This is a genomic window from Streptomyces sp. NPDC093225, from assembly GCF_044753805.1.
Classification (GTDB): domain Bacteria; phylum Actinomycetota; class Actinomycetes; order Streptomycetales; family Streptomycetaceae; genus Streptomyces.
The window spans coordinates 63,418-79,853 of sequence record NZ_JBIVNX010000009.1 but is presented as its reverse complement, the minus strand read 5'-3'; the positions used below and the strand labels follow the sequence as shown (position 1 = coordinate 79,853).

Genomic DNA, 16,436 nt, shown 5'->3' with positions numbered 1-16,436 from the left:
GACGCGGGGCGGCACGGGGGACGAGCCCCGCGCAGGATGCGCCGGCTACCGCAGGCTCCTGACGTCCAGGTGCCGCAGCACCCGGTCGACGATCTCCGGATCCGCCCCCAGCTCGCTGCGCGCCGCCAGCACCTCGTGCCGGGCGGCGGACATCATCTCCCGCTGGATGCGCTGCACCGACCGGAGCCGCTCGACCCGCCGCGCGTAGGCCTCCCGCCGCTCCTCGTCGACCATGTCGGGGCTGATGCGCGCGCCCACGTCGTACGCGCGCCGCTGGAGCTGCTCCAGCAGTTCCTCGGGGAGCTCCTCGACCTCCTCGATCTCCTTGAGCCGGCGCCGGGCGGCCCTGGCGGCCCGGACGGCGAGGGTCCGCTCGTACTCCCGCGCCGCGTCGCTGTCGGCCTGCACGCCCAGCTTCCGCACCAGCGCGGGCAGCGTGAGCCCTTGGACGACGAGGGTGGTCATGATGACCGCGAACGCGATGAAGATGATCTCGTCCCGCATCGGGAAGGGCGCCCCGTCGTCGGTCCGCAGCGGGATGGCCAGGGCCAGCGCGACGGAGGCCACCCCGCGCATGCCTGCCCACCACATGATGACGCTCTCGCGCCAGTTGACCGGGATCTCCTCGTCGTAGTCGCGCAGCCGGTTGTGCAGCTTCTTGGCCGCCCAGGCGGCCGGCAGCAGCCACAGCAGCCGTACGCCGATCACGACCGCGACCACGGCGGCGGCCCAGCCGGCCATGTCCGCCGCGCGACCGGCCGCCACCCCGAACACCTGGTGCAGCTCCAGTCCGATGAGGCCGAAGGCCACGCCGGTGACGAGCGTGTCCACGATCTCCCAGAAGGTGTGGCCGGCCAGCCGGCCGAGCACGTCGTCGGCGTCCGTGGCGTACTCGGCCAGGAAGAGCGCGGTGCTCAGGACGGCCAGTACGCCCGAGCCCTTCAGCTCCTCCGCCACCACGTACGACACGAACGGCACCAGCAGCGTGAGCCCGATCTGCAGGGTGGCGTCGCCGAGCCGGCTCATCAGCCGGTGCGCGAGCCAGCCGAGGGCCAGCCCCACGGCCACGGCGACGACGGCCGACACCACGAACGCCAGGCCCGCCTCGGCCCAGGAGAATTCGCCGCTGACCGCGGCGGCCACCGCCACGTGGTAGAGCACGATGGCGGTGACGTCGTTGAACAGCCCCTCGCCCTCGAGGATCGACACCAGCCGGCGCGGCAGTCCCAGCGAGCCCGCGACCGCGGTGGCGGCCACCGGGTCCGGCGGGGCGACCAGCGCGCCGAGCGCGACGGCGGCGGCCAGCGGCAGCCCGGGCACCACACTGTGGGCCACGGCCCCCACGGCGGCGGTGGTGACGAAGACCAGGGCCACGGCGAGCAGCAGGATGGGCCGGACGTTGGCGGCGAACTGCCGCCAGGAGGTGCGCTGCACGGAGGCGTACAGCAGGGGCGGCAGCACGAGGGGGAGGATGTAGTCGGGCTGGACCTCGACGTTCGGCACGAACGGCACGAGGGCGAGCGCGACCCCGCCGAGGGTCATCAGCACCGGGGCCGGCAGGCCCAGCCGGTCGCCGAGCGGCACGGTCACGATCGCCCCGAGGAGCAGGACGAAGAGGAGCGCGAGCTGGTCCACTCCCCCAGCCTCGCAGCCGTTCCGGGCAAACCGGCTCATTTGAACCGCCCCCGCAACGGGCGCCGGACCCGACGCCCGGCGGAGCGCCCGCTGGTCGGCGCCGCCGGCCGCCGCCGCGAGCGCGGCACGGTCCGAAAGGCGGGCCTAGCGCAGCGGGCGCCGCATCGACCGGTGCGGGATGCCGACCTCGTCGAACTCCGGCCCGAACACCGCGTACCCCAGCCGCTCGTAGAAGCCGAGGGCCCGGGTCTGCGCGTGCAGCTCGATCGCGTCGAGACCCAGCCGGGCGGCCTCGGCCTCGACCGCGCGGACCAGCGCCACCCCGGCGCCGGTCCCGCGCGCCCGACCGACGACCGCGAGCCGGCCGAGCGTACCCGTGCCGGGGTCGGCGAGGCCGGTCAGCAGCCGGGCGGTACCCAGCGGGCCCTGCGGACCGACGGCAAGCAGGTGCACCGCGTCCGCGTCGAGGGCGTCGTACTCGAGCTCCTCGGGTACGCCCTGCTCGGCGATGAACACCTCGGCGCGCACCGCGAAGCAGGCGGCCCGGTCCTCTTCCGAGACGGCGACCCGCACCTGGAAGGGCGGCGCCGTGACGGGGGCGGTCACTCGCTCTCCGCGCGGATCACGTCCAGCGCGTGCTGCAGGTCGGCCGGGTAGGTGCTGGCGAACTCCACCCACTGGCCGTCGGCCGGGTGCTCGAAGCCGAGGCGCACGGCGTGCAGCCACTGGCGGGTGAGCTTCAGCCGCTTGGCGATGGTCGGGTCGGCGCCGTAGGTGAGGTCGCCGACGCACGGGTGCCGGTGGGCGGACATGTGCACGCGGATCTGGTGCGTGCGGCCCGTCTCGAGCTTGATGTCGAGCAGCGAGGCGGCGCGGAAGGCCTCGATGAGGTCGTAGTGGGTGACCGAGGCCTTGCCGTCGGAGGTCACGGCCCACTTGTAGTCGGCGCTGGGGTGACGGCCGATGGGCGCGTCGATGGTGCCGCTCATCGGGTCCGGGTGGCCCTGGACCAGCGTGTGGTAGCGCTTGTCCACGACGCGCTCGCGGAACTGGTTCTTGAGGGAGGTGTACGCCCGCTCGGACTTGGCGACGACCATCAGGCCGGAGGTGCCGACGTCGAGGCGGTGCACGATGCCCTGGCGCTCGGCGGCACCGGAGGTGGAGATCCGGTAGCCGGCCGCGGCCAGGCCGCCGATGACGGTGGTGCCGGTCCAGCCGGGGCTGGGGTGCGCGGCCACGCCGACCGGCTTCATGATCACGACGATGTCGTCGTCGTCGTGGACGATCTCCATGCCCTCGACGGGCTCGGCGACGATCTCGACGGGGCGCGGCGGGGCGGGCATCTCGACCTCGAGCCAGGCGCCGCCGCTGACGCGCTCGGACTTCCCGACGACGTTGCCGTCGACCGCCACCTTGCCGGCGGCGGCCAGCTCGGCCGCCTTGGTCCGGGAGAAGCCGAACATGCGGGCGATCGCGGCGTCGACGCGCTCGCCTTCGAGGCCATCGGGGACGGGCAGGGTACGGATCTCGGGAATCGTGCTCACCCGTCGAGTATGCCGGACGCGGCCGACACACCCGACAGCGCGGGCGCCGGGGTCAGTCCTTGTGGACGGTGCCGTCCGGGTCGATGCCCCTGAAGGACAGCAGCACGATGAGGATGCCGCCGCACACGATCGCGGAGTCGGCCAGGTTGAAGACCGCGAAGTGGGTGGGGGCGATGAAGTCCACCACCGCGCCGCGGAACACGCCCGGCGAGCGGAAGATCCGGTCGGTGAGGTTGCCCAGCGCGCCGCCGAGCAGGCCGCCCAGCGCGATCGCCCAGGGCAGGCTGTAGAGCTTGCGGGAGATCCGGGCGATGACGACGATGACGGTCGCGGCGATGAGCGTGAAGATGATCGTGAAGGCCTCGCCGAAACCGAAGGCGGCTCCCGGGTTGCGCACCGCCTCGAACTTCAGCAGGTCGCCGATGATCTCGATCGGCGCGTGGTGCTCCAGCTTGGCGACCACGAGCATCTTGCTGCCGAGGTCGAGCAGGTACACGAGCACGGCGACCACGACCAGCGCGAGGATCCGGCGCCGCCCCTTGGGCTGCGCGGCCTCCGGCTCGGCCCGACCAACATCTGGCGTACCGATGACGCCCTCCGCCTCTGCCACGTGAATCCCTCGAATGTAGGTGCCACGGGGGCGCCCTGCCACGAGCCGCCCGACCAGAACACGAGGGTACGTCACACCGGCGGCGCGGCCGTGGCCGCGGGGCGCCGCCGGCGCGACCGGAGGGGGCGGTTCCCCTAGTGGCGGCGCTCCTGCTTCTGCTTGCACTCCACGCACAGGGTGGCCCGGGGGAAGGCCTGCATGCGGGCCTTGCCGATGGCGTTGCCGCAGTTCTCGCAGATGCCGTAGGTGCCGTCGTCGAGCCGTTCGAGGGCGTGCTCGGTCTGCCCCAGCATCTCGCGGGCGTTCGCGGCGAGGGAGAGCTCGTGCTCGCGCGTGATGTTCTTCGCACCCGTGTCGGCCTGGTCGTCGCCGGCCCCGTCACCGGAGTCGCGCATCATGCCGGTGATGGCCTCCTCCGAGTGGTGCAGTTCGGCCCGCAGCCGGTCGGCCTCGTCCGTCAGCAGCGTGCGGGCCTCGGCGACCTCGGCCGGGGTCCACGGCTCCTCGCCGGGGCGGACGGCCAGCTGACCGGGCGCCGCCACCGCGCGGGTCTTGGGGAGCCCGCTGGTGGCCGCGGCGGCGCTCGCCCTGGCCGTCGAGGTCCTGCCCTTGCCGCTGCCGCTGGTCTTCTTGGCAACCACTGTCCCGGCTCCCGTCTCTTCCGCGGCCTGGGCCGCCCCCTGGGCCCCGGCGCGTCCGGCCGGGGCGTGCTTCGCCTTCTTCGCGGCGGCCTTCGTGGTGGGCGCCGTCGCGGGGGCGGCCTTGTCGGCGGCCGCCTTCCTGGTGGCCGGCTTCGCGGCCGCCTTCCCGACCGCCGTCTTCGCGGTGGTGGTCTTCGCGGTGGTGGTCTTCGTGGCGGCCCTCTTCGCTGTGGTGGCCCCCGCGGCCGCGGCCTTCCCGGTGGCCTTGGTGGCGGTGGTCCTGGTGGTGGCGGTGGTCCTGGTGGTCGCGGTCTTGGTGGCGGTGGTCTTCGAGGTGGTCTTCGTCGCGGTCTTCGCCGTGCTCTTCGTAGCGGTGGCCTTCGTAGCGGTGGTCTTCGTCGCGGTGGTCTTCGTCGCGCCCGCGGTCCTCGCCGTGCTCCCGGTCGCGTTCCTCGCCGCGCCCTTCGCGGCGGCCCCGCCGCCCACCGCGGTCTTCTTCGCCCCGTCCGCTGTCTTGGGCACGGCCTTCCCGGCCGCCGCCCCGGCAGCCGTGGCCGCCGACTTCTCGCCGGCGGACGCCGTCTTCTTCGCCACCATGGCCGCGGCCCCTTCACATATTGTGATCTTGCGCGCGCATCGTGCTGGGACGATAAATCGCCCCAAACCGCCACGGCAACGGGGCACGCGTCCTCCGAGGCCAACCTGCATCCGTTGTGCCCCGCTCAGCCCCCGGTAATCCGCCCTTCGCAGCCCCGCGGCCCCCCTACCGGCGCGTAGGCCCATCCGGGTCATGCCGGCGCCGCCCCCGGACCCCCCGCGAAACCGGTCTGCCGAGCCGCCCCCCGGCCCGTACACTGGGCCCAGCGAAAGGCATGGATGGGGACGAGTAGCGTCGTACGCAGCCAGGAGCGACCCGGGGACGGTGCGAGCCCGGGGGCGAGCGCGACGTGAAGGATCACCCCGGAGCCGCCGGAAGAACGCCTTGGCCCCCGGGCCCGGGTCAGTAGAACCGGCTCGCGCCCCTAATGAGGGGGCCACCGGCAGTGCGCCCGGCGGCCAAGGAGGGTGGTACCGCGGGAGCCGCGCCGGATCGGCGGCCTCTCGTCCCTCCGACGGAAGTGACAAGCCGTTGGAGGAAGAGCCAGCCTCATGAGCACACCGCCGCAGTACCGCCCGGTACCCGCCCAGGTCGACCTGCCCGCCCTCGAGCACGCCGTCCTGGAGTTCTGGCAGGACAACAAGACGTTCGCCAAGACCCTCGCCCAGTCCGAGGGCCGCCCCGAGTGGGTCTTCTACGAGGGCCCGCCGACCGCGAACGGCATGCCCGGCGCGCACCACATCGAGGCCCGCGTCTTCAAGGACGTCTTCCCCCGCTTCCGCACCATGCGCGGCTACCACGTGGCCCGCAAGGCCGGCTGGGACTGCCACGGCCTGCCGGTCGAGCTCGCCGTCGAGAAGGAGCTCGGCTTCAACGGCAAGCAGGACATCGAGGCCTACGGCATCGCCGAGTTCAACGCCAAGTGCCGCGAGTCGGTGACCCGCCACACCGACGCCTTCGCCGAGCTCACCACCCGCATGGGCTACTGGGTCGACCTCGACGACGCCTACCGGACCATGGACCCCGAGTACGTCGAGTCCGTGTGGTGGTCGCTCAAGGAGATCTTCAACAAGGGCCTGCTGGTCCAGGACCACCGCGTCGCCCCCTGGTGCCCGCGCTGCGGCACCGGCCTGTCCGACCACGAGCTGGCCCAGGGCTACGAGACGGTCGTCGACCCGTCCGTCTTCGTGCGCTTCCCGCTGACCTCCGGCCCGCTCGCGGGCGAGGCGGCGCTGCTGGTGTGGACGACGACCCCGTGGACCTTGGTGTCCAACACCGCGGTCGCCGCCCACCCCGACGTCACCTACGTCGTCGCCACGAACGGCACCGAGAAGCTGGTCGTCGCCCAGCCGCTGCTGGAGAAGGCGCTCGGCGAGGGCTGGGAGGCCACCGGCGAGACCTTCACCGGCAAGGACATGGAGCGCTGGACCTACCGGCGCCCGTTCGAGCTGGTCCCCTTCGAGGCCCCGGCCCACTTCGTCGTGAACGCCGAGTACGTCACCACCGAGGACGGCACGGGTCTGGTCCACCAGGCCCCGGCCTTCGGCGCCGACGACCTCGCGGTCTGCCGCGCGTACGGCCTGCCGGTCGTGAACCCGGTCCGCCCCGACGGCACCTTCGCCGAGGACGTCCCGCTGGTCGGCGGCGTCTTCTTCAAGAAGGCCGACGAGCAGCTCACCGCCGACCTCGACGCCCGCGGCCTGCTCTTCAGGCACATCGCGTACGAGCACAGCTACCCGCACTGCTGGCGCTGCCACACCGCGCTGCTCTACTACGCGCAGCCGTCCTGGTACATCCGCACCACCGCCGTCAAGGACGCGATGCTGCGGGAGAACGAGAAGACGAACTGGTTCCCCGAGTCGGTCAAGCAGGGCCGCTTCGGCGACTGGCTGAACAACAACATCGACTGGGCGCTCTCCCGCAACCGCTACTGGGGCACCCCGCTGCCGATCTGGCGCTGCGAGGAGGGCCACCTCACCTGCGTCGGCTCGCGCGCGGAGCTCTCGGAGCTGTCCGGCACCGACCACTCCGGCCTGGACCCGCACCGCCCGTTCATCGACGACGTGACCTTCACCTGCACCGCGGAGGGCTGCGACCACACCGCCGTCCGCGTGCCCGAGGTCATCGACGCCTGGTACGACTCGGGCTCGATGCCGTTCGCACAGTACGGCTACCCGTACAAGAACAAGGAGCTCTTCGAGAAGCGCTACCCGGCGCAGTTCATCTCGGAGGCGATCGACCAGACCCGCGGGTGGTTCTACACCCTGATGGCGGTCGGCACGCTGGTCTTCGACAAGTCCTCGTACGAGAACGTGGTCTGCCTGGGCCACATCCTCGCCGAGGACGGCCGCAAGATGTCCAAGCACCTGGGCAACATCCTGCAGCCGATCCCGCTCATGGACCAGCACGGCGCCGACGCCGTGCGCTGGTTCATGGCGGCCGGCGGCTCCCCGTGGGCGGCCCGCCGCGTCGGCCACGGCACCATCCAGGAGGTCGTCCGCAAGACGCTCCTCACGTACTGGAACACGGTCGCCTTCCAGGCCCTGTACGCCCGCACCTCGCAGTGGGCGCCGTCCGCCGCCGACCCGGCGCCGGCCGACCGCACGGTCCTCGACCGCTGGCTGCTGTCCGAGCTGAACGCGCTGGTCGGTGACGTCACCGAGGCGATGGAGGCGTACGACACCCAGCGCGCGGGCAAGCTGCTGTCCGCGTTCGTCGACGACCTGTCGAACTGGTACGTGCGCCGCTCGCGCCGCCGGTTCTGGCAGGGCGACAAGGCCGCGCTGCGGACCCTGCACGAGGTCGTGGAGACCGTCACGCGCCTGCTGGCCCCGCTGACGCCGTTCATCACCGAGCGGGTCTGGCAGGACATGGTCGTCCCGGTGACCCCGGAGGCCCCCGAGTCCGTGCACCTGTCGACCTGGCCGGAGCGGGACGCGTCCCTGGTGGACCCGGCCCTGTCCCAGCAGATGGTGCTGGTACGCCGCCTCGTCGAGCTGGGCCGCGCCACGCGCGCCGAGTCGGGCGTGAAGACCCGCCAGCCGCTCTCCCGCGCCCTGATCGGCGCCACGGGCTTCGACGCCCTGTCGGCGGAGCTCCAGGCGCAGATCACGGAGGAGCTGAACGTCTCCTCCCTGGCCTCCCTGTCCGAGGTCGGCGGCTCGCTGGTGGACACCACCGCCAAGGCGAACTTCCGCGCACTCGGCAAGCGCTTCGGCAAGGGCGTGCAGGACGTCGCCAAGGCCGTCGCCGCCGCCGACGCGGCCGCGCTGTCCCTGGCCCTGCGGTCGGGCACGGCGACGGTGGAGGTCAACGGCGAGCCGGTGGACCTCTCCCCCGAGGAGGTCATCATCACGGAGACCCCGCGCGAGGGCTGGTCCGTGGCCTCGGACTCCGGCGCGACGGTGGCCCTCGACCTGGAGATCACCCCGGAGCTGCGGCTGGCGGGCCTGGCCCGGGACGCGATCCGGCTGATCCAGGAGGCCCGCAAGAACTCCGGCCTCGACGTGGCGGACCGCATCGCCCTGCGGTGGTCCTCCTCCGACGCCGAGGTCACGACGGCCCTGACGGACCACGCGGCGCTGATCGCCGACGAGGTCCTCGCCACGGACTTCGCCGCCGGCGAGGCCGACGCGTCCTACGGCGACCCGTTCGCCGACGAGTCCCTCGGCCTGGTCTTCCGCCTGCGCAAGGCGTAAGGCCCCGGCCGACCGAAGCGGCGCCCTTCCCTGCGGGGGGCGCCGCTTTCGCTTTCCCCCACCCCGCCCCTTCCCGAAACCGAGGGCTCCGCCCCCGGACCCCACCCGCCGCTCCGCGCCGGCCTCCTGGGGCTCCGCCCCAGACCCCGCGCCTCAAACGCCGGCGAGGCTGGATATGCAGACTTCCGCCCTTGCGGCTCCGCCCAGGGTGGCAGCGCCCCCGAACGAAGCCCCGTCGGGCCGCCCCGTGGTGTGTGGGGCAGCCTCTTGAGGCGCCATGGCAGGCTGGTCCGGAGGCAGGCCCGGGCCTGGGGTGGCCGCAGGCCAGGGCCGAAGGCCCCGAAGCCCCAGGGGTGGGACTGCCGCAGGGCCTGCAGGCCATGACGGGTCAAGAGGCGAGGGGACCCACACACCACGGGACGGCCCCCGAACGCGAGCCAACCCCGCCCCCACCCCCGCCGAACCACGAAAACGGGCCGGGCCCGGATCCCCTTCAAGGGGTCCGGGCCCGGCCCGTAGAGACTGCCGACGCCGACGTCAGTCGGCGGCTACCTCAGTTGTCGTCCTCGTCGATCAGGAAGCCCCGCATGGGAGACGGCGCCTGCTGCATCGGCTGGGGCGCGGCCGGCCGCACCGGAGCCATCGGCTGCGTCATCGCCGGGGTCATCTGCTGCTGGCCACCGTAGGACGGCGCGCCCATCGGCGACGGGCCACCGCCCATGCCCATGGCACCGGCCGGGGCCATCGACGGGGTCGTGGTGGCCGGCAGGGACGCGGTCGCCGGGGTGCGCGGCGGCGCGAGGGAGTCGTCCGACTGCGACTCCAGCTGGCGCAGCTGCGACTCCAGGTACGACTTCAGGCGCGTACGGTACTCGCGCTCGAAGCCGCGCAGGTCCTCGACCTTGCGCTCCAGCGTGGCGCGGGCGGACTCCAGGGAGCCCATCGCGACGCGGTGCTTCTCCTGCGCGTCCCGCTCCAGCGCGTCGGCCTTGGCGCGGGCGTCCCGCTCCAGGCCCTCGGCGCGCGAGCGCGCCTCGCCGACGATCTTGTTGGCCTCGGAACGGGCCTCCGCGATCGCCTGGTCAGCGGTCTGCTGCGCCAGCGAGAGCACGCGGGCGGCGCTGTCGCCACCGGGGCCCTGGCCGGGCTGCGGCAGCTGCGGGGGCTGGTGGCCCATCGGGGGCTGACCCATGGGCGGCTGGCCCATCGGCGGCTGGCCCATGGGCTGGCCCATCTGCTGGCCCATCGGGTTCTGGCCGCCCATGGTGTGGGGCTGCATCGGGCCGCCCATGGGGCCCTGCTGCATCGGACCGGGGCCCTGCTGCATGGGGCCGGGGCCCTGCTGCATCGGACCGGGACCCTGCTGCATCGGACCGGGACCACCGGGGCCGGCCGGAAGCTGCGGGGCGCCGCCCGGAAGCTGGGGAGCGCCACCCGGGAGCTGCGGCGGACCCATCTGCGGCGGGCCCTGCTGCACCGGCGGGCCGGATATGGCGGCGGGCACGGGGCCGCCGGGGCCGCGCTGGTCCTGGGGCTCGGGCTTGCGCTGCTGCTGCTGGTTCTGCGCGGCGGCACGCGTGGCGGCGGCCAGCTTGGCGCGCAGGTCCTCGTTCTCGCGGAGCAGACGGGTCAGCTCTGCTTCGACCTCGTCGAGGAAGGCATCGACCTCGTCCTCGTCATAGCCTTCTCGGAGGCGGACGGTCGTGAACTGCTTGTTCCGCACGTCCTCGGGGGTCAGCGGCATCTCTTCTTCACCTCTACGTAGTCGTCGGCAGTCGGCAAGACCGGTTCGTTCACAGGCCTCTCGCAACGTTGCTCACGATGCTGATCAGGATGTAAACGATGATCATCAGCACGAAGAAGGACAGGTCGAGTGCCACGCCCCCGAGACGCAGCGGCGGAATGAACCGCCGCAGGAGCTTGAGCGGTGGATCGGTGACAGTGTAGGTGGCCTCCAGAACGACCACCATCGCCTTGCCCGGTTCCCACGAGCGGGCGAACTGGAAGACGTAGTCCATGACCAGCCGGAAGATGAGCACGACGAGGAAGCACATCAGCGCGATGTAGATCACCTGCATGGCCACGCCCATCTCGCGCTTCCCTCTCCCCTTGCTCTCGCTGTCCGGCCGAGCGGCCGGGCGGTCGGTCCCGGTGTCGCGTGCAACTCAATCGGTCTAGCTTTGGTTGAAGAACCCGCCCTCGGCGATGCGGGCCTTGTCCTCCGCCGTGACATCGACGTTAGCAGGCGAGAGCAGGAACACCTTCTGTGTCACGCGTTCAATGCTGCCGTGCAGACCGAACACGAGTCCGGCCGCGAAGTCGACGAGACGCTTCGCATCAGTGTCGTCCATCTCCGTGAGGTTCATGATCACGGGGGTGCCCTCGCGGAAGTGTTCCCCGATGGTACGGGCCTCGTTGTAGGTCCGGGGGTGGAGCGTCGTGATGCGGTAGGGCTCCCGCTCGGACACGACCTTGGGCATGATCACCGGTGCGTTCTTCTCCAGGCTCGGGCGTTCGGGTGTGATGGATGCCACGGGGGCGATTCGCGCCGGACGCCCGCTTTCCACCGGCAGCGGGGCCGGCTCGCGGGGGGCCGGCGGCTGGGCGACCCGTACCGGTTCGTCCGGGGCCGGGGCCTGGTGCGGAGGCTGGTGCCGCCGGCGGTCCCGCTCCGGTTCGGGCTCGGGCTCGAATTCGTCGTCGGGATCGAACCCGGGGCCGTCGTACCCATCGTCCTCCACGAGGCCGAGGTAGACCGCCATCTTGCGCATCGCGCCGGCCATTCTCTGAGTCCTCCGCTCTGTGGTGGATCGCCCTCGTCACCGATGGGCACTGCGTTCGACTGCCCGCGATCCACGTGGCCCGTCCCCGATCTGCGGGAATGACCATATTTTCTGCTGTGGTCCGACTTTCTTCGCGACGTTACCCGAGCCGGGGTCGGCTTCCGAGTACCGCAGTGCCGACGCGTACGTGTGTCGCCCCTGCCGCCACGGCCTGCTCGAGGTCCCCGCTCATACCGGCCGAGACCATCGTGGCAGCCGGATGGACGGCGCGCAGGCGGGATGACAATTCCACCAACCGCGCGAACGCCTCCTGTTCGCGGCCCGCGTACGGACCGGCGAGCGGGGCGACCGTCATCAGGCCGTCGAACCGGAGTCCGGGGGCGGCGGCCAGCAGACCGGCCAACTCCTCGACGCGGTCGGGGGCGGCGCCGCCGCGCGCCCCCCGCTCCTCGCCGGCCTCCGCGTCGAGCGCGACCTGGACGAGGCAGCCGAGCTCGCGCCCGGCCGTCTCCGCCGCCGCCGAGAGCGCGGTGACGAGTCGGGGGCGGTCGACCGACTGCACCAGATGCGCATAACCGGCCACGGAACGGGCTTTGTTCGTCTGCAGCTGGCCGACGAAGTGCCAGACGAGCGGCAGATCCGCGCAGTCGGCGGCCTTCGGCGCCGCCTCCTGGTCCTTGTTCTCCGCCACGTGCCGGACGCCCAGCTCCGCCAGCAGCCGCACGTCGCTCGCCGGGTAGGTCTTGGTGACCACGATGAGGGTCACTTCCTCCCGCTTGCGACCGACTGCGGCACAAGCGGAAGCAATGCGTTCCTCCACCCGCGCCAGGTTCGCGGCCAGTTCGGCCTTGCGGTCGGTCATCGCGACTCCAGCCAGACATATCCGGCGAGCCGCCCGGTGGTGCGGTCGCGGCGGTACGAGTAGTGGTCGGGCGATTCGAGGGTGCAGACGGTGGAGCGCGCGAGGTCGCGCACGCCCAGCGCGACGAGCTGCGCGTGCACGCCGGCGACCACGTCCACGGCCGGAGTGCCCCAACTCGTCTCGGCGTACGCCTGCGGTACGACGGCGGCGACGGCCTCGCGCATGTCGGCGGGCACCTCGTAGCAGCGCCCGCAGACCGCGGGGCCGGTCCGGGCGGTGATGCGGACCGGGTCCGCACCGAGCGCGGCCATCGCCTCGACCACGGCGGGCACCACCCCGGCGACCAGGCCGGGCCGGCCGGCGTGCGCGGCGGCCGCGACCCCGGCGACGGGGTCGGCCAGCAGGACGGGGGTGCAGTCGGCGGTCAGGACCGCCAGTGCCAGGCCGGGGCGGGTGGTGACCACGGCGTCCACGGCCGGGACCGGGCCGTCGGCCCAGGGTCCGTCGACCACGGCCACGTCGCGGCCGTGCACCTGGTTCATCCAGACCACGCCCTCCGGGGCGAGGCCCAGGGACCGGGCGGCCCGGGCGCGGTTCTCGCGCACCGCGGCGGGGTCGTCCCCGACCGCGCCGCCCAGGTTGAGCTCTTCGTACGGAACGGCGCTCACCCCGCCCCACCGGTCGGTGAAGGCGAAGTGGGCGCCGCTCGCGTGGTGCTGCTCGCTTATCACTTCAAGAAGTCCGGTACGTCCAGCTCTTCGGCGGGGCTGTCCTGGTACGGACGGGCCGTGGGCACCTGGGGCGCGGCGACCGTGGGGACCACCGGAACCTCGGGGGCGGGCTCGACCGGGGCCGGGGGCTCCTCGCGCGGGGTGACTGTGCCCAGTCCGCCGAAGGCGGGGCGGGGCGGCTCGGGCGCGCGAACCGGGGCCGGGGGCTCCTCGCGCTTGGTGGAGGCGGCGCCGATCACGTTGTCCCGGCGGGCCGGGGGCTGGCCCCCGTCGAAGCCGGCCGCGATGACGGTGACCCGGACCTCGTCGCCGAGGGCGTCGTCGATGACGGCGCCGAAGATGATGTTCGCCTCGGGGTGGGCGGCCTCGCTGACCAGCTGGGCGGCCTCGTTGATCTCGAAGAGGCCGAGGTCGGAGCCGCCGGAGATGGACAGCAGCACGCCCCGGGCGCCGTCGATGGAGGCCTCCAGCAGCGGCGAGGAGATCGCCATCTCGGCGGCGGCCACCGCGCGGTCGTCGCCGCGGGCCGAGCCGATGCCCATGAGGGCCGAGCCGGCCTCGGACATCACGGACTTGACGTCGGCGAAGTCGAGGTTGATCAGGCCGGGGGTGGTGATGAGGTCGGTGATGCCCTGGACACCGGAGAGCAGGACCTGGTCGGCCGACTTGAAGGCGTCCAGGACCGAAACCTGGCGGTCCGAGATGGACAGCAGCCGGTCGTTCGGGATGACGATGAGGGTGTCGACCTCTTCGCGCAGGGCGGCGATGCCGTCCTCCGCCTGGTTCGCGCGGCGGCGGCCCTCGAAGGTGAACGGGCGGGTGACCACGCCGATCGTCAGGGCGCCCAGCGAGCGCGCGATGTTGGCGACGACCGGGGCGCCGCCGGTGCCGGTGCCGCCACCCTCGCCCGCGGTGACGAAGACCATGTCGGCCCCCTTGAGGACCTCCTCGATCTCCTCGCGGTGGTCCTCGGCGGCCTTGCGGCCGACCTCGGGGTTGGCGCCGGCGCCCAGACCCCGGGTGAGTTCGCGGCCGACGTCGAGCTTGACGTCGGCGTCGCTCATCAACAGCGCCTGCGCGTCGGTGTTGATGGCGATGAACTCGACGCCCTTGAGACCGACCTCGATCATTCGGTTGATGGCATTGACACCACCGCCGCCGACACCGATGACCTTGATGACTGCGAGGTAGTTCTGCGGTGCTGCCACGTCGAAGGCCTCTCGCCTCGAGTTACGTGTCGTCACACCGCGGGCCTGCGCTGCGACGACTGATGCCGAAATGGGACGGTCCGTACGCGCCGACCCGAACCCTCACCCTTAAGTTTAGGGTTAGGAGTGTGTCTGTTCCTTGGACTCTTCCGGACAGGACACTAAGTCGACAAGTGGCGCGCGTTCAACGAACACGCCGAACCTCCCGTTTTTCTTTTCACCCTATGTGATCACCCATATCCCTGGCCAACCAGGGTGCTTCCCTGTTCGACCTCGCGTCAACTCCGGGACACCGCAGGGGCGCTGGGAGCGCTCACGTCGAAGTGACCGGCCCCCGGGGCGGCCTTCATGAGCGCGGTCAGCGCACGGCCCTTCAGGGCCCCCCGTTCCGAGCTCCCCCACACGACCGTACGCCCGCCCGCCAACTCCAGTACGACGGAGTCGTACGAGCGCACGCGGACGACCCGGGTGTCCGCGGCCACGGCCCGCGGCAGGTCGCCGGCCACGCCCACCGCCTCCAGCAGGAGCCGCTCCTCGTCGAAGCGGCGCAGGCTGGGCGAGCCCGCGGCCGCCAGTTCGAGGACGGGGACGCCCCGTGGGGCCTTGCGGACGGTGGCGAAGCGGACGCCCGAAGCGTCCACTTCCACGAAGTCGGCACCCTTTTCGAGCAGCAGGACCGGTTTGCGCTCGGTCACTTTCAGCCCGATCCCGTGCGGCCAGGCACGGACCACGTCGACCGAGTCGACACGGGGCAGTTGGCCGCGCAGCCGCGTCCCGATCTCGTCGGTGTCGACGGACGCCAGCGGGGCGCCCAGCGGCACGGCGGCCGCGGCGCGCACCTGGTCGGGGGTGAGCACAGCGGTGCCGGAGACGCTCACCTTCTCGACGCGCAGCCAGGAGGAGCCGTACAGGACCCAGGAGCCGCCGCCCGCGAGCAGCAGGGCGGCGGCGATCCCGAGGAGCACGGGCGTGCGCCGGAACCAGGGACGTCTCGCGGTCTTGGGTCCGGCCACTCGTGCTCGCCTCCTGCGTCAGCGGTTCCGGTGCGCGGCGATCGCCTCGTACACCATGGCGACCAGCAGCTCGTCGGCGTCCCGGCGGCCGAACTCGGCGGCCGCGCGGGACATCTCGTAGAGCCGGTGCGGGTCGGCCAGTACCGGCAGGACCTGGCCCTGGACCCACTCGGGGCTCAGTTCCGCGTCGTCGACGAGGAGGCCGCCGCCGGCCTTGACCACCGGCTGGGCGTTGAGCCGCTGCTCGCCGTTGCCGATCGGCAGCGGGACGTACGCGGCGGGGAGCCCGACGGCGGAGAGTTCGGCGACGGTCATCGCGCCCGCGCGGCACAGCATCATGTCGGCCGCGGCGTACGCGAGGTCCATCCGGTCCACGTACGGTACCGGGACGTAGGGCGGCATCCCGGGCATGTTGTCCACGCGCGGCAGTTCGTTCTTCGGGCCGACCGCGTGCAGGATCTGGACGCCGGAGCGCTGGAGCGTCGGGGCGACCTGCTGGACGACCTCGTTGAGGCGCCGGGCGCCCTGCGAACCGCCGGAGACCAGCAGGGTCGGCAGGTTGGGGTCGAGACCGAAGGCGGCGCGGGCCTCGGCGCGGACCGCGGCCCGGTCGAGGGTGGCGATGGTGCGGCGCAGCGGGATGCCCACGTAGCGCGCGCCCCGCAGCTTGCTGTCGGGCGTGGAGACCGCGACGGCGGCCGCGTAGCGCGAGCCGATCTTGTTGGCCAGGCCGGGCCGGGCGTTGGCCTCGTGGACCACGATCGGCACGCCGAGGCGCTTGGCCGCCAGGTAGCCGGGCAGCGCCACGTAGCCGCCGAAGCCGACGACGCAGTCGGCCTTGGTCCGCGTGAGGATCTCCTCCGCGGCCTTGATGGTGCCGCGCAGCCGCCCGGGGACGGTGATCAGCTCGGGGGTGGGCTTGCGGGGCAGCGGCACGGCGGGGATGAGCCCGAGCTCGTAGCCGCGCTCCGGCACGAGCCGGGTCTCCAGGCCGCGTTCCGTGCCGAGGGCAGTGATGCCCACGGTGGGGTCCTGCCTGCGCAGGGCGTCCGCGAGGGCGAGCGCCGGCTCGATGTGGCCGGCGGTCCCCCCACCGGCAAGTACGACATGCAC

Annotated in this window: 14 protein-coding genes; 1 reads left to right on the top strand and 13 read right to left on the bottom strand. The window is 72.6% G+C overall.

All coding sequences use genetic code 11. The annotated features are described in order from the left end of the window. Positions 1-45: 45 nt before the first annotated feature. From ACIQCH_RS11150 to ACIQCH_RS11130, 5 genes are all read right to left on the bottom strand, one after another. Entirely contained in the window at positions 46-1,635 is a 1,590-nt protein-coding gene (locus ACIQCH_RS11150; RefSeq protein WP_402580318.1) for a Na+/H+ antiporter, read from the bottom strand. A 144-nt stretch (positions 1,636-1,779) separates the two neighbouring features. Then, positions 1,780-2,241: a GNAT family N-acetyltransferase gene (locus ACIQCH_RS11145; RefSeq protein ID WP_402580317.1), complete on the bottom strand. Its 462-nt coding sequence runs from the start codon at positions 2,239-2,241 to the stop codon at positions 1,780-1,782. Then, positions 2,238-3,179 (bottom strand): RluA family pseudouridine synthase, encoded by a 942-nt coding sequence (locus tag ACIQCH_RS11140; RefSeq protein WP_402580316.1) that lies wholly within the window; start codon positions 3,177-3,179, stop codon positions 2,238-2,240. The genes ACIQCH_RS11145 and ACIQCH_RS11140 overlap by 4 nt, the downstream gene beginning before the upstream one ends. Positions 3,180-3,231: 52 nt before the next feature. Then, positions 3,232-3,789, bottom strand: coding sequence for a signal peptidase II (gene lspA / locus ACIQCH_RS11135; protein WP_402580314.1), 558 nt, complete (start codon positions 3,787-3,789; stop codon positions 3,232-3,234). A 134-nt stretch (positions 3,790-3,923) separates the two neighbouring features. Then, complete coding sequence (locus ACIQCH_RS11130; RefSeq protein ID WP_402580312.1) at positions 3,924-5,027, bottom strand: TraR/DksA family transcriptional regulator; 1,104 nt, start codon at positions 5,025-5,027, stop codon at positions 3,924-3,926. 552 nt (positions 5,028-5,579) lie between these two features. Here ACIQCH_RS11130 and ileS point away from each other — a divergent pair. Further along, complete coding sequence (ileS, locus tag ACIQCH_RS11125) at positions 5,580-8,726, top strand: isoleucine--tRNA ligase (protein WP_402580310.1); 3,147 nt, start codon at positions 5,580-5,582, stop codon at positions 8,724-8,726. A 553-nt stretch (positions 8,727-9,279) separates the two neighbouring features. On the opposite strand, the gene ACIQCH_RS11120 is transcribed toward ileS, so the two are convergent. The 8 genes from ACIQCH_RS11120 to murG form a co-directional block, all read right to left on the bottom strand. Next, positions 9,280-10,470 carry a DivIVA domain-containing protein gene (locus ACIQCH_RS11120; protein WP_402580308.1) on the bottom strand — a complete coding sequence of 397 codons (1,191 nt, stop codon included), beginning with the start codon at positions 10,468-10,470 and terminating at the stop codon, positions 9,280-9,282. Between the two features lie 49 nt (positions 10,471-10,519). Next, positions 10,520-10,816: a YggT family protein gene (locus ACIQCH_RS11115; protein ID WP_402580306.1), complete on the bottom strand. Its 297-nt coding sequence runs from the start codon at positions 10,814-10,816 to the stop codon at positions 10,520-10,522. A gap of 84 nt (positions 10,817-10,900) precedes the next feature. Next, entirely contained in the window at positions 10,901-11,509 is a 609-nt protein-coding gene (locus ACIQCH_RS11110; RefSeq protein ID WP_402580304.1) for a cell division protein SepF, read from the bottom strand. A 139-nt stretch (positions 11,510-11,648) separates the two neighbouring features. After that, positions 11,649-12,371 (bottom strand): YggS family pyridoxal phosphate-dependent enzyme, encoded by a 723-nt coding sequence (locus tag ACIQCH_RS11105; protein WP_402580302.1) that lies wholly within the window; start codon positions 12,369-12,371, stop codon positions 11,649-11,651. Next, the gene (gene pgeF / locus ACIQCH_RS11100; protein WP_402580300.1) at positions 12,368-13,102 is read right to left on the bottom strand and encodes a peptidoglycan editing factor PgeF; all 735 of its coding nucleotides are present in this window, start codon (positions 13,100-13,102) and stop codon (positions 12,368-12,370) included. Before pgeF ends, ACIQCH_RS11105 begins: the two co-directional genes overlap by 4 nt. Next, positions 13,099-14,310 (bottom strand): cell division protein FtsZ, encoded by a 1,212-nt coding sequence (gene ftsZ, locus ACIQCH_RS11095; protein ID WP_402580298.1) that lies wholly within the window; start codon positions 14,308-14,310, stop codon positions 13,099-13,101. Before ftsZ ends, pgeF begins: the two co-directional genes overlap by 4 nt. A 278-nt stretch (positions 14,311-14,588) precedes the next feature. Next, complete coding sequence (locus tag ACIQCH_RS11090) at positions 14,589-15,323, bottom strand: cell division protein FtsQ/DivIB (protein WP_402580296.1); 735 nt, start codon at positions 15,321-15,323, stop codon at positions 14,589-14,591. Between the two features lie 18 nt (positions 15,324-15,341). Then, the gene (murG, locus tag ACIQCH_RS11085; RefSeq protein WP_030203556.1) at positions 15,342-16,436 is read right to left on the bottom strand and encodes an undecaprenyldiphospho-muramoylpentapeptide beta-N-acetylglucosaminyltransferase; all 1,095 of its coding nucleotides are present in this window, start codon (positions 16,434-16,436) and stop codon (positions 15,342-15,344) included.